At 59.8% G+C, this 12,609-nt stretch carries 11 protein-coding genes; 8 read left to right on the forward strand and 3 right to left on the reverse strand.

The genetic code is table 11. From position 1 onward, the window contains the following. Positions 1 to 8: 8 nt before the first annotated feature. Entirely contained in the window at positions 9 to 398 is a 390-nt protein-coding gene (gene nifU, locus DIC75_RS00170; RefSeq protein ID WP_250985997.1) for a Fe-S cluster assembly scaffold protein NifU, read from the forward strand. A gap of 11 nt (positions 399 to 409) precedes the next feature. On the opposite strand, the gene cofD is transcribed toward nifU, so the two are convergent. Together cofD and DIC75_RS00180 are read right to left on the reverse strand one after the other, a co-directional pair. Further along, the gene (gene cofD / locus DIC75_RS00175) at positions 410 to 1,312 is read right to left on the reverse strand and encodes a 2-phospho-L-lactate transferase (protein WP_250985998.1); all 903 of its coding nucleotides are present in this window, start codon (positions 1,310 to 1,312) and stop codon (positions 410 to 412) included. A gap of 73 nt (positions 1,313 to 1,385) precedes the next feature. Further along, on the reverse strand, positions 1,386 to 2,288 hold the full coding sequence (locus DIC75_RS00180) for a 2-phospho-L-lactate transferase CofD family protein (RefSeq protein WP_250985999.1): 903 nt from the start codon (positions 2,286 to 2,288) through the stop codon (positions 1,386 to 1,388). Between the two features lie 269 nt (positions 2,289 to 2,557). On the opposite strand from DIC75_RS00180, the gene DIC75_RS00185 reads away from it, so the two are divergent. From DIC75_RS00185 to DIC75_RS00215, 7 genes are all read left to right on the forward strand, one after another. Continuing rightward, entirely contained in the window at positions 2,558 to 5,764 is a 3,207-nt protein-coding gene (locus DIC75_RS00185) for a tetratricopeptide repeat protein (protein WP_250986000.1), read from the forward strand. Between the two features lie 295 nt (positions 5,765 to 6,059). Next, positions 6,060 to 7,268, forward strand: a complete 1,209-nt coding sequence (locus DIC75_RS00190; protein ID WP_250986001.1) for an HD domain-containing protein — start codon at positions 6,060 to 6,062, stop codon at positions 7,266 to 7,268. Between the two features lie 14 nt (positions 7,269 to 7,282). Continuing rightward, positions 7,283 to 7,837 (forward strand): UbiX family flavin prenyltransferase, encoded by a 555-nt coding sequence (locus tag DIC75_RS00195; protein ID WP_250986002.1) that lies wholly within the window; start codon positions 7,283 to 7,285, stop codon positions 7,835 to 7,837. Further along, positions 7,830 to 9,071, forward strand: coding sequence for a UbiD family decarboxylase (locus DIC75_RS00200; RefSeq protein WP_250986003.1), 1,242 nt, complete (start codon positions 7,830 to 7,832; stop codon positions 9,069 to 9,071). The genes DIC75_RS00195 and DIC75_RS00200 overlap by 8 nt, the downstream gene beginning before the upstream one ends. Next, complete coding sequence (locus DIC75_RS00205; protein WP_250986004.1) at positions 9,072 to 10,232, forward strand: aconitase X; 1,161 nt, start codon at positions 9,072 to 9,074, stop codon at positions 10,230 to 10,232. A 199-nt stretch (positions 10,233 to 10,431) separates the two neighbouring features. Beyond that, positions 10,432 to 10,701, forward strand: coding sequence for a HEAT repeat domain-containing protein (locus tag DIC75_RS00210; RefSeq protein ID WP_250986005.1), 270 nt, complete (start codon positions 10,432 to 10,434; stop codon positions 10,699 to 10,701). Between the two features lie 69 nt (positions 10,702 to 10,770). After that, positions 10,771 to 11,094, forward strand: coding sequence for a HEAT repeat domain-containing protein (locus tag DIC75_RS00215; RefSeq protein WP_352151541.1), 324 nt, complete (start codon positions 10,771 to 10,773; stop codon positions 11,092 to 11,094). Positions 11,095 to 11,101: 7 nt separating this feature from the next. On the opposite strand, the gene DIC75_RS00220 is transcribed toward DIC75_RS00215, so the two are convergent. Continuing rightward, the gene (locus DIC75_RS00220; protein WP_250986928.1) at positions 11,102 to 12,382 is read right to left on the reverse strand and encodes an ArsB/NhaD family transporter; all 1,281 of its coding nucleotides are present in this window, start codon (positions 12,380 to 12,382) and stop codon (positions 11,102 to 11,104) included. Positions 12,383 to 12,609: the final 227 nt, after the last annotated feature.

Consider the following 12,609-nt stretch of genomic DNA (forward strand, 5'->3'; position numbering starts at 1 on the left):
TAGAAAGAATGGCAGACCAGATCGGATACAGCCAGAAGGTGATGGAGCACTTCATGAACCCGCACAACGTCGGGGTGATCGAGAACCCGGACGGCTACGGCAAGGTCGGCAACCCCGTCTGCGGGGATCTCATGGAGATCTTCATCAGGGTCAAAGACGACGTCATCGAGGATATCAGGTTCCGGACGTTCGGGTGCGGATCGGCGATCGCCACGAGCAGCATGGTGACCGATCTCGCCAAAGGAAAGACGCTCGACGAGGCGATGAAGATCACCCGCGACGACGTGGCGACCGAACTCGAGGGGCTGCCGCCCCGGAAGATGCACTGCTCGAACCTCGCGGCGGACGCGCTCCACGCGGCGATCCAGGACTACCGGGAGAAACAGAAGAAAGAGTGAAAGAGGTGCTTTCAGCACCCGTAGATCAGCGTCAGGATGCTCTTCGCGAGGTCGAGGCTCTTGCCCCGGTTGACCATGAGGGTGTCCAGGCGCAACGCGCCTTCAAGCCCGACCGGGTCCCGGGTATCCTGGATGAAGAGATCCACGAAATCCTCGTAAAGACCGTAGGTCCCGGCCGATGAAGCCTCTTTTCCGAAGGCCTGCATCAGGGCCGCCGCCGGGCCGCTGACCGGCGTATCGCCGATGAACGGGCTGACCGCGATGACGCACTGCCGGCGGAGCGCCTCCCTCACCCCGGCGCACTCCAGGATCGGCGATATGCTCGTGACCGGGTTGCTCGGGCCGATCACCACGGCGTCGCTCGCCTCGATCGCCCCGATGACCTCGTCGGTCGCGACCGGAGGCTCCCCGAACCGCCGGCTCACGCCGTCGATCGCCATTTCACCCCGGTGCTTCACCCAGTACTCCTGGAAGTGCATCTCGCCCTGACCGGTGCGGACGTAGGTCGTCACGACGGAGTCGGTCATCGGGAGAACGGTCGCCCGGACGCCCAGGTTCCGGCAGAGCGCCGCGGTTGCCCCGGTGAGCCTTATCCCGCTCCTGAGCATCTCCCCTCGCGCAACGTGCACCGCCCGGTCCTGGTCCCCGACGGCGATGTACTCGTCGATGCCGAGCCTCGCGAGGAGGTCGTGGGTGATGTAAGAGTCATTGCGGATCCCCCACCACCGGTTGGTGTCGAGGATGCCCGCAAAGAGGTACATGACCGTATCGATGTCGGGCGAGAGGTGGTTGCCGGAGAGCCACGTGTCCTCGGCCGTATTGACGATGACCGCGATATCCCGGTCGTCCAGCAGCTCCCGCATCCCGCGGAGGAGCTTCGGGGTCCCGGTCCCGCCCGAGAGGAAGGTTATCATTGGATAATTAGCGTATCAAGTGCATCTGTATATGTATTTTCCCAAACTTTGCCGGAGGGTCAATGCCCCATTTTCACGAAATTGCGTGGCGTATGACCGCCATGATGTCCCAGGCGAGCGATTCGGCCTGCCGCTCGTGCATCAGGCGTGTCTCGAGACGGAGCGACCCGGGGACGTCGTCGGGGTCGTGGATGTCCTGGACGAAGACGTCGACGATATCCCCATACAGCCGGGAGACCGCCGGAGCGTTCGGTGGTTCCCCGACGGCGTACATGAGGGCGGCGTCCTTTGGGTCCGGCGCGACGCCGCCCGAAAACGGCGAGACCGCGACCACGAACTTCTCAAGGAGGAGATCCCGCATGCCGGCGCAGTCGAGGATGGGGAGGATGCTCGCCGCCGGGTTCGCGGGGCCGATCACCACGGCGTCGCTCGCCTCGATCGCCGCCCGCACCTCTTCCGTGACCGCCGGGGGTTTTGGCCCGACGAGTTCCCGGACCTCCGTCTCCATCCCGGCGGCCGTCCGGTACTCGAGGAGCGGGAGGCGTTCGGTGCCGGTATCGACGAAGAGGGCGGCCTCTCCATCCGTCATCGGGAGGACGGTCGCCCCGATGTTGAGCGAGCGGCACTGCGCCCGCACCGCCTCCGTCAGGGTCCAGCCCCTGCGGAGGAGACCCGCCCGGGCGATCTGGACGGCCCGGGCACGGTCGCCGACCGGGAAGGGTTCGCCGCCCGCCACCTTCGGAAGGTAGTTGTGGGTGGCGTAGGTATCGCCCTTGATCCCCCACCACCGGCCGGTATCGAGGATGCCCGCGAAGAGGAAGACGGCGGTGTCGATGTCGGGCGCACAGTGGCTCCCCGAGACCCAGAGATCCTCGGCGGTGTTCGCGACCACGGCGATCTCGCTGTCGTAGAGGATCTGCCGGGCGCCCCGGATGAGCGCAGGTACTCCGGTTCCGCCGGAGAGGAAGGTGATCATGGCTGAATGTCATTGTATGTGGGGTGTTTGGGGGGTTAAGAGTTTCATTTGGGGGGTGGAGAGGGAGGTGGGGTGTTGGTGGGCGTGCTCCGGGTTCTTGGCCCTGCTGGATGTTCTCGAACGGACACTCGTCTCCAAGGCATAGCCGGTGAAGAATTACATGAGGCTGATGTGGGAAAGGGAGTTATGACAACACGATTTCTGCTCCAATCCGATCAGATTTCTTTTCGTAACGTTTTTCGTCCTCACCACCGCAATTCTCAATTACGATGGGTTGGTGTCAGATAATTACCGAAACTTTTTCCCTGGTACCATTATGCTCCGTCTCTGGGTCATTGCTAACGGAGGTTGCAAATACAGCAGGATATGGCACTACCCGATTTGCAACTAATATTATCTCTCTTTCTGTCAGTGAGGTAGTAATCCCCATTATCATAGCAGTAATTGCAGCTGTTATTGGAGGGGGAATATATGCTGCGATACGCACCGTTGCAACACGAAACAAGGACTTTGAACAGCAATTCTTGCGGGTAAAATTTACATCGAAAATTTCTCCTGATGACTTCGGCTTTGGCAAGGACACCTTTAGCTTTGACAAGGACAAGAAATCCTTCTATCTGGAGAGGAAATATCAAAACAGTGACGAAACCCTAGAAGATCGCATCTCTAAAAGAGTTACTGGTGTCCACTTACGGGGAAATGACGTCCTAATTATGGGAAAACCGGATTCCGGCAAAACTAGGATGGCATATGAAGTCATCAAGAATTTAAATGGTCATTATATTCTGTTGATTCCAAAAACTGGCATTTACGATACTTCAAATCTGAAACTCCCGTTCTACCCACGATCCTATTTGTCACCCAGCCGAAAGCCAAAATTCATCCTCTTTCTTGATGATCTGCAAAAATATTGCACATCAACGAGTCTCGATGACCTAATCTCGAAACTTCAAAGTCGTTTCCCGGTAACTATCATTGCAACTGTCAGGGAGGGAGACGAGTACATAAAGGCCGTTGGGAATGAATTGTTTTGTAATTCTAATAGGTTTTCAGCCCTCTTGGACAGCGACGCCTGTTTCCATATCCCGGACGTTTCAGATGAAGAAGCCAATACAATCGCTTGTGAAACCGGGAAGCCCATCCCGGAGGGATTTGAGGCTATTCGAACCGTAGGGGCAATACTTTCAGGGTGGGATAAGTTAAAAGAGAGTTATACGAAAAAGGTCATGTCTTCGGCAGATATTACTGCTCAGAATGCTCATAAAATTATGATTTCCAATAGGGCTCTCTATGACCTTGGTTTATCTACAACAGACTTCGAAAGGGTCAATATAATCCTAAGCGAGATTTACGGCATTCAATTAAATAAGTCTCAAATTACTGCAGCTGAGAATCACCTGCAGTCTAATCATGTCATTGCATGGGATACTACAACAGGAGAGTGGCTTGCAGGAGGAAAAATCTTAGAGTTTTTGGTGTTGGATGCGTTGAAAGAAACCAAGTTATTAAATCACATCGATTCTGTTTTCAAGCAGTTCCAGGGGAACCACGATTTTCTTGCACTATTTGAATGCGGGATGAGACTTTACGATAGAGATCTGCTGGAGGTTTCCTATCAGGCATTCTCCTACGCAATCCAGATTCCAAACTTGCCAACTTCATTCCAGGGTATCCTGTATTCTTTATTAGGAACTACTCAGGGAGACCTCGCTAAATACTGGTATCCAGTGGACGCTGAAGAAGGGATCAAACTCTTCAACCAAGCCTTTGCGAAGTACGAGAAAGCGGTGCAGATTGAGCCAGATTATCATGAAGCCTGGAATGACTGGGGAAGTAATCTGGCGAACCTTGCCAAATACCGGTATCCGGTGGACGCTGAAGAAGGTATCGAACTCTTCAACCAGGCCTTTGCGAAGTACGAGAAAGCACTGAAGATCAAGCCGGATGACCCTCAAACTTGGCATAGCTGGGGAACAGATTTGGGAGACTTTGCCAAATACCGGTATCCAGTGGACGCTGAAGAAGGTATCGAACTCTTTAACCAGGCCTTTGTGAAGTACGAGAGAGCGCTGAAGATCAAGCCAGATGCCTATCAAATTTGGTATAATTGGGGAATAGATCTAGGGTATCTCGCCGAATATCGATATCCGGTGGACGCTGAAGATGCGTCAGATCTCTTCAATCAAGCCTCTGCGAAGTGCGAGGAAGCATTGAAGATCAAGCCGGATATGCATGGTGCCTGGGTCAACTGGGGAACCACTCTGGGAAAACTCGCCGAATATCGATATCCGGCGGACGCTGAAGAAGGTATCGAACTCTTCAACCAAGCCTCTGCAAAGTATGAGAAAGCGGTGAAGATCAAGCCGGATGACCATGAAGCTTGGTACAACTGGGGAACTGTCTTGGGGTACCTCGCCGAATACCAGTACCAGACGGACGCTGAAGAAGGTATCAAACTCTTCAACCAAGCCTTTGCGAAGTACGAGGAAGCGGTGAAGATCAAGCCGGATAAGTATGATGCCTGGTGTAACTGGGGAAATGTTCTGGGGAGTCTCGCCGAATATCGGTATCTGGTGGACGCTAGAGAAGGTATCGAACTCTTCAACCAGGCCTTTGCGAAGTACGAAGAAGCGGTGAAGATCAAGTCAGATGGCCATCAAGCTTGGTGTAACTGGGGAAATGTTCTGGGGAGTCTCGCAAAATACAGGTATTTGGTGGACGCTGGAGAAGGCATCAAACTCTTCAGCCAGGCCTTTGCGAAGTACGAAGAAGCGGTGAAGATCGAGCCCGATTTCCATGACGCTTGGAATAGCTGGGGAGTTACTCTAGGGAATTTCGCCGAATACCGGTATCCGGTGGATGCTAGAGAAGGTATCGAACTCTTCAATCAAGCTTTTGCAAAGTACGAGGAAGCGGTGAAGATCAAGCCAGATATGTATGAGGCCTGGTGTAACTGGGGAACTAATCTGGGGAGTCTCGCCAAATATCGGTATTTGGTGGACGCTGAAGAGGGTATCAAACTCTTCGATCAAGCCATTGCGAAGTACGAGGAAGCGGTGAAGATCAAGCCAGATTATCATCAAGCTTGGGAGAACTGGAGAAATGTTTTGATTGGTATTGCAGAAGTTTTGCTGAACCATTTCACATATCAGAATCCAGTGGACCTTGAAAAAGTGTCCGAGTATGCCATCCAAGCCGCTAAGAAATACATGGAAGCGATAGAGGACAAGCCGTCACAACCCTCCGTTACGACAGACCGCCAAGTAACCATCACCTGGAACCTCTGGCTATCCGTCCTCGTCCCCGGACTCAGCCTCCCGGTGATTGCAATAGCCATCAGGGAGTACTGTCTCCCCGACCCGACATGGTTCCCGGCCATCTGCGTTGCAGTGCTGGTTGGGGGGGCGTCTATCTATGGGGTCTGGGTAAATAGGGAGTTTAATAAGCAGTATCAAACAGTGACGAATCCAAATTAGGGCTCATTCTTTAATTATGGTGGAAATTGACAAAATTTGAACTTCAATTTGCTGGTATATTTGCTAACGTTGATAGATCTATACTTGGGGTGAATCTCGACAAAGGGTTTCGGTTAGAGAAAATGATCAGAGAGAACTAGCCCCCGGGAGCGCGAAGCGAGACCCGCCCCTCCCCGGCCCTCGATGTCTCCACCCCCACACCCACACCGCGCTCCCGCCGAAAGAAAACCCCTCTCCACCCCGCGCGCCTTCAAATACCTTTATCACTCATCTCCCAAGAATCTTAACAGAACCGATGAAGATCATCAAAGATCCGGTGCACGGCTACGTCGAGGCGGATGCGCTCGCGCTCCGGCTGCTGGACTCGGAGGTCGTCCAGCGGCTCCGCCACGTCACCCAGCTCGGGTTTGCAAACCTCGTCTACCCCGGGGCAAACCATACACGCTTCGAGCACTCGCTCGGGACGATGCACCTCGCAGGCCTCATGTCGGGCGAGCTCGGGCTCGACGAGGACGAGACCGAACTCGTCACCACGGCCGCCCTCCTCCACGACATCGGCCACGGCCCATTCTCCCACGTCACCGAACCGGTGATGGAGGAGTTCACGGGGAGATGCCACCACCAGATCGATCATCTGGTCTGCGAGGGGACGATCGCCGGGATCCTCGAAGCGGAGGGGATCGATCCCGCCGAGGTCTGCGCCGTCGTCGCGGGGAAGCACCGCCTCGCGAGCATCATCCACGGCAGCCTGGACGTCGACCGGATGGACTACCTGATGCGGGACGCCCACTACACCGGCGTGCCCTACGGGACGGTCGACGCCCACCGGCTGATCCGGTGCACGATCTTCGCCGAGTCCGGCATCGCGCTGCACGAAGGCGGGATCAACGCCGCCGAGTCGCTCCTCATCGCCCGGACCCTGATGCGCCCGGCGGTCTACTTCCATCACGTGAGCCGGATCGCGACGAGCATGTTCGTCCATGCCCTCCGCGAGGAGGTGCAGAACGTCCCGGGTGCGGACGCCCGCGAACTGATGCGGATGGACGACGCCGCCTGCATGGAGCGGCTGAAGCACTCTTCCTGCGAAATCACCCGCGACCTCGCCCGCCGGGTCTACGCCCGGGACCTCTACAAGCGGGCGCTCTACATCGGCGAAGACCGGGTGAACGCCGCCGCCCTCCAGCAGGACATCGGGGCCGCCCGGGAACGGGACCTCGCCATCGCCATCGCACAGACCGCGGGGGTTCCGGAGGACTGCGTCCTCGTGGACATCCCCCGGCTCCCCGGCGCCCTCTCGATGGAGGTCCGGGTCAGGAACAGCCACGCGATGATGGATATCGAGGAGGTCTCCCCCCTCATCAACACCTTAAATGACACCCGGCGGCAACAGTGGCGCCTCGGCATCTACACCACGAAAGAGCACCGGAACAGGGTGGAGCAGGCGGGAACAGAGGTGCTCCGGGTGAAGCGGGCGACAAAACAGGATAAACTCATAATTGCATAACATCTGAGGAGCACATGAAGAAGGAATTCGTCGTCGGAGTCACCGGGGCAAGCGGGGTCGTCTACGCCCGCCGCCTGCTCGAGGTGCTCTGCGATCAGGCAACGGTGCATATCGTCATCTCCGATACCGCCCGGCAGATAGCCGGGATCGAGCGGGTGGACCTTACCGGGTTCGACGCCATATACGCCGAGAACAGCAACCTCGCGGCCGATATCGCGAGCGGGTCGTTCTGCTACGACGGGATGGCGATCGTGCCCTGCAGCATGAAGACGCTTGCGGCGGTCAGCAACGGGTTCGCGGACAACCTGATCACCCGGGCGGCGGACGTCTGCCTCAAGGAGAGGCGGCCCCTCCTCCTCCTCCTCCGGGAGATGCCGCTCTCCCGGATTCACATAAAGAACATGCTTGCGGCCGACGAGGCCGGCGCGACCGTGATGGTCGCAAGCCCTCCTTTCTACCAGCACCCGGAGACCATCGACGACCTGGTCGATATGGTGGTGGCCCGGGTGCTCGACCACATGGGAGTCAAGCACCGTCTTGGATCCCGATGGAGCGGATACGATGCGTGATTTCATAGCGATGATGAGGGAGCGGGGCAGGGTCGAGGATATCGAGCGCCCCTGCTCGACCGTGTACGAGGCTCCACGCATGGGGAGCCGGACCGATAAGATCCTCTTCTTCCACGACCTCGACGGCCACCGTGGAGTGATGAACCTTCTTTCCGACCGGGGAGCGCTTGCAGCGGCGCTCGGCGTGGAGGAGCGGGAGCTTGTCCCGCACCTCGCCGCCATGACCTACGGCGGCCGCGTGGTGGACGCGGGCCGTTGCGAAGGCGGCGTCAAGCCCGATCTCTCCCGCCTCCCGGTCATGAAGCACTTCCCCGGGGATGCCGGGCGGTACCTCACGTCCGGGATCGTTTTTGCGCGCTACGACGGCGTCGAGAACGCCTCCATCCACCGGATGATGGTCCTCGACGATCGAAGGGTCGTCGCCCGCCTGGTGGAGGGGAGGCACACCCACACCCTGCTCAAGGCAGCGCTCGCCCGGGGGGAGAGACTCCCGATCGCCGTCACCGTCGGGACCCATCCGCTCGTGACGTTTGCCGCCTGCACCCGTGTCCCGGAAGGAAAGGAACTCGCCTACGCGGCGGAGCTGATGGGCGGAGAACTCCCCGTCAGAGAGTGTGCGAACGGCGTCCGGGTTCCCGACGCTGAGATCGTGCTCGAGGGATATATCGGGGCCGAAAAAGCGGCGGAAGGGCCGTTCGTCGATATCACCGGGACCTACGACCCCGTGCGGCAGCAGCACGTGATCGAGTTCACCCGGATGTACTGCAAGGAGGACCCCATCTTCCACGGCATCCTCCCTGCCGGCGACGAGCACAAACTCCTGATGGGAGCGCCCTACGAGCCGAAGATCTACCGCGCGGTCGGCGAGGTGACGACGGTGAGAGACGTCCTCCTCACAAAAGGGGGCGCCGGCTACCTCCACGCGGTGGTCCAGATCAGGAAGAACACCGAAGGAGACGCGAAGAACGCCATCATGGCGGCGTTTGCCGCCCATACGTCCTTAAAGCACGTCGTGGTGGTGGACGAGGACATCGATATCCACGACCCCCACGACGTCGAGTACGCGATCGCCACAAGGGTCCGGGGCGATACCGACATCATGGTCGTCACCGGGGTGCGGGGCTCGTCGCTCGACCCGACGCGCCTCTCCGACGGGACGAACGTGAAGGTCGGGGTCGACGCCACGATGGTCATGGGGCGGGAAGACGAATTCAGGAGAGCGGAGTGGCCGTAGATGTATCTCGATAACGATGACGAAAGGGTGCTCGCCGGCGAGTTCGGCGAGACACGCCAGAAGATGATGGAGATCCTGGTCGCGCTCGGGGGAGTCTACGACGCCGAGAGGCTCGTCCCGATTGCGAGCGCCCAGGTGAGCGGTGCGTCCTATAAGACCATCGGGAGGTGGGGGCTTGCCTGGCTGCAGAGCCTCAACGCCCGGGTGGCGGTCCCGACGGTCTTAAACCCCATCGGGATGCCGCAGGAGGAGTGGCGGGAGTTCGGGATCCACGAGGAGTTCGCCCACCACCAGACGGAGGTCGTCGAGGCCTACCGGAGGCTCGGGATCCGGCTCGAGTGCACCTGCACGCCCTACTACCTCCGCATCACGGAGTACGGGGAGCACCTGGCCTGGTCGGAGTCCTCGGCGGTCGCCTACGCAAACTCGGTCCTCGGCGCCCGGACGAACAGGGAGGGCGGGCCGAGCGCCCTTGCGGCGGCGATCGTCGGGAAGACACCGTATTACGGCCTCCACATCGTCGCCAACCGGCGGCCGCAGGTCGTCGTCGAGGTCGAGAGCGGCACGGGTCCGCGGTCCGACCACTGGGGCGCCATCGGCCACATCGCCGGGAAGAAGGTGGGGAACCGGATCCCGATCTTTTCCGGTATCCGGCCGGGTCGCGACCACCTCAAGGCCCTCGGCGCCGCGATGGCGGCGACCGGCGCCGTCGCCCTCTTCCACGTCGATAAGATCACCCCGGAGGCCCGGGTCTTTGAGTTCGATACCGGCGGCCTCGACCGGGTGACGGTGACACAGGACGAGGTCGAAGCCCTCTTTGCGGAGACCGAGGTCGAGGCGGTCGCGGTCGGGTGCCCGCACTGCTCCGCAGACGAACTCCGCGAACTCGCGGATCTCCTCAAGGGAAAGACGACGACGAAACCCTTCTACATCTTCGCCGCCCGGGGGGTCGCGCGGAGCAACCCCGACCTGGTGGGCGCCATCGAGCACAGCGGCGCACGGGTGATCCCGGACACCTGCATGGTCGTCTCGCCCCGGATGGACGAGTTCAAGTCGATCATGGTGGACTCGGGGAAAGCCCTCGCCTACGTCCCGGGGATGTGCGGGGCGCTCGCCCGGATCGGGACGAGGAAGGAGTGCGTCGAGATCGCGACGTCGTGAAGGGGGGGCTGCGGCCCGCCATCCCTGTCAAACTCTTTTATATGGTGCTTGAACTCCGTTCGGCCTGAAAGGCCGAACATCGCCCTCGAAAACGCTTCGCGTTTTCTCGAGCTCCGGACGTTCCGTCCGTCGCTCTCCGCAACGTTCATTAGACGATACCCCATAGTTACGCCGCAATGACCTGTCAGGAAGGTCTTGAATGAGAGAGAAGGATATCGACACCATGCGGCGGAAGCGGAACATCGACGGGCTGGTCGGGGCGCTTTCAGACCCGGCAGAGATCGTGCGGCAGACCGCGGCCGAAGCCCTCGGCACCGTCGGAGACGAACGGGCCCTCGAACCGCTGGAGCGGCTGAAGTTCTCGGACCCGGACGCGGGCGTCCGGCGGGCCGCATCGCTCGCGCACTCCCGGGTGGCGGGGAGGCTCGCGGAGAAGAAGGTCGTGGAGGGCTGGCTTCTCGATACGTAGCCGGGCGGGGTCCTGAACGTCTCCTCCCCGCGGTACGGCGTCACCTCCGGTCCACCCGGCAAGGCATATATACCGCCGGGACGTCTACGCGAAAGACGATCAGAGGAGGTTGCTATGGCGACACTGGACGATATCGATGCCATGCGTGACGACCGGGACGTCGACGGGCTGATCCGGGCCCTCGCCGATGAGGACGAGTTCGTACGATCGCAGGCGGCCCTCTCCCTCGGGACGCTCGCTGACCCGAAGGCAACAGAACCGCTTGAGAGGATGCGAAACGAGGACCCGAGCGCCTCGGTCAGGGAGGCGGCCGCGACCGCGTACAGGTGGGTGGTCGGCCGGCTTCGGGAGGTCGAGGCGGCCCGGGAGCCCAAAACCCCGCCGACCCGGTAACACCGGCTCACAGGACGACGAAGTTGAGCCAGAGGAACGCCGTCCCAATGGCCACCGTGACGAAGAGCACAAGCATTCCGACCTTCAGGAACTCCACAAACGATATGGAAAAGCCGTTTCGTGCGGCGATCCCGAGGACGACGACGTTTGCCGACGCCCCGATGACCGTGCCGTTCCCGCCGAGGCAGGCACCGAGCGAGAGCGCCCACCAGAGCGGGTAGATATCCATTGACCCGCTCATACCCTGGATCAGGGGGATCAGGGTGGCGGTGAGGGGGATGTTATCGACGATTGCTGAAGCGATTGCGGCGAACCAGGCGATGATCAGTATGGCCTCGCCCTCCGAGTGGACGTTCTCGACCACGAACCCGGCGACGCTCGCGATGACCCCGGTCTCGACGAGGGCACCGACGACGACGAAGAGCCCGCCGAAGAAGAAGAGGGCCGGCCACTCGATCTTCTCAAAGATCTCCTCCGGGGACTGCCTGCTCCAGAAGAGGAGGATCGATGCGCCGATCAGGGCGACGAGGGCGGGCTCGAGGCCGAGCTGATCGTGGACGAAGAACATCCCGATGACGAGTGCGATGACGACGACCGACTTCTTGAAGAGGGATCGGTCGCGGATCGCCTCCTGCTCCTTTAAGCCCGCAAACGTCCTCTCGATCCCTTCCTGCTCGCCGGGCGAGACGTGGAGCTCCTTTCTGTAGATGAGGACGAGCAGCCCCAGGACGACGACCATGTTGATGACCATCATCGGCGCCATGTTGACGATGAACTCGTTGAACGTCAGGCCGGCGGCCGAACCGATCATGATGTTCGGCGGGTCGCCGATGAGCGTCGCCGCCCCGCCGATGTTCGAGGCGAAGATCTCGGCGATGAGGAAGGGCATGGGGCTGGTCTTCATGACGCTTGCGACGTAGAGCAGCATCGGGGTGATGAGGAGGACCGTCGTGACGTTGTCCAGGAACGCGCTGGCGATGCCGGTCACGAGCGAGAAGAGGAGGAGCACCCGCATCGGGCTCCCTTTTGCCAGTTTCGCCGTCTTGATGGCGATGAACTCGAAGAGGCCGCTGCCGCGGGCGGTGTTGACGATGATCATCATCCCCATCAGGAGGAAGATGGTGCCGAGGTCGATGTACTCCGGGATCTTCTCCCACGGGACGATGTGGAGGAAGACGACGACCGAGGCGCCGAGCATCGCCACCACCGCGCGGTGGATCCGTTCGTCGATGATGAGCGCGTAGGTGAAGAGGAAGACCACGATGGCGATCAGTTCCGGGCCGACGATCACGCCACCCCACCCCGGCGACGGTTGGGGCTCGATGCGGCAGAACACGTCATGAGAGACTGAAAGGTAGACATAGAACTCCCCGAAAAGAATGAACCGTAGAATTCTGGTGTGCACGGCACGCCCATAATCATGCCGGTCCACACAGTCTGCCAGGCCGGTGATTCCCGATGCTTCCGGCGCTGAAACGTCCGGGGGCGAGAGGGGCGGCGATGGAAAGACGCGCC

This window comes from Methanoculleus oceani (assembly GCF_023702065.1).
Lineage (GTDB): Archaea > Halobacteriota > Methanomicrobia > Methanomicrobiales > Methanoculleaceae > Methanoculleus > Methanoculleus oceani.

What these genes read in the sequence shown, in the direction of transcription:
- nifU (WP_250985997.1), top strand. Translation starts at nt 9, where the DNA reads ATGGCAGACCAGATCGGATACAGCCAGAAGGTGATGGAGCACTTCATG.
- cofD (WP_250985998.1), bottom strand. Translation starts at nt 1,312, where the DNA reads ATGATAACCTTCCTCTCGGGCGGGACCGGGACCCCGAAGCTCCTCCGC.
- DIC75_RS00180 (WP_250985999.1), bottom strand. Translation starts at nt 2,288, where the DNA reads ATGATCACCTTCCTCTCCGGCGGAACCGGAGTACCTGCGCTCATCCGG.
- DIC75_RS00185 (WP_250986000.1), top strand. Translation starts at nt 2,558, where the DNA reads ATGGGTTGGTGTCAGATAATTACCGAAACTTTTTCCCTGGTACCATTA.
- DIC75_RS00190 (WP_250986001.1), top strand. Translation starts at nt 6,060, where the DNA reads ATGAAGATCATCAAAGATCCGGTGCACGGCTACGTCGAGGCGGATGCG.
- DIC75_RS00195 (WP_250986002.1), top strand. Translation starts at nt 7,283, where the DNA reads ATGAAGAAGGAATTCGTCGTCGGAGTCACCGGGGCAAGCGGGGTCGTC.
- DIC75_RS00200 (WP_250986003.1), top strand. Translation starts at nt 7,830, where the DNA reads ATGCGTGATTTCATAGCGATGATGAGGGAGCGGGGCAGGGTCGAGGAT.
- DIC75_RS00205 (WP_250986004.1), top strand. Translation starts at nt 9,072, where the DNA reads ATGTATCTCGATAACGATGACGAAAGGGTGCTCGCCGGCGAGTTCGGC.
- DIC75_RS00210 (WP_250986005.1), top strand. Translation starts at nt 10,432, where the DNA reads ATGAGAGAGAAGGATATCGACACCATGCGGCGGAAGCGGAACATCGAC.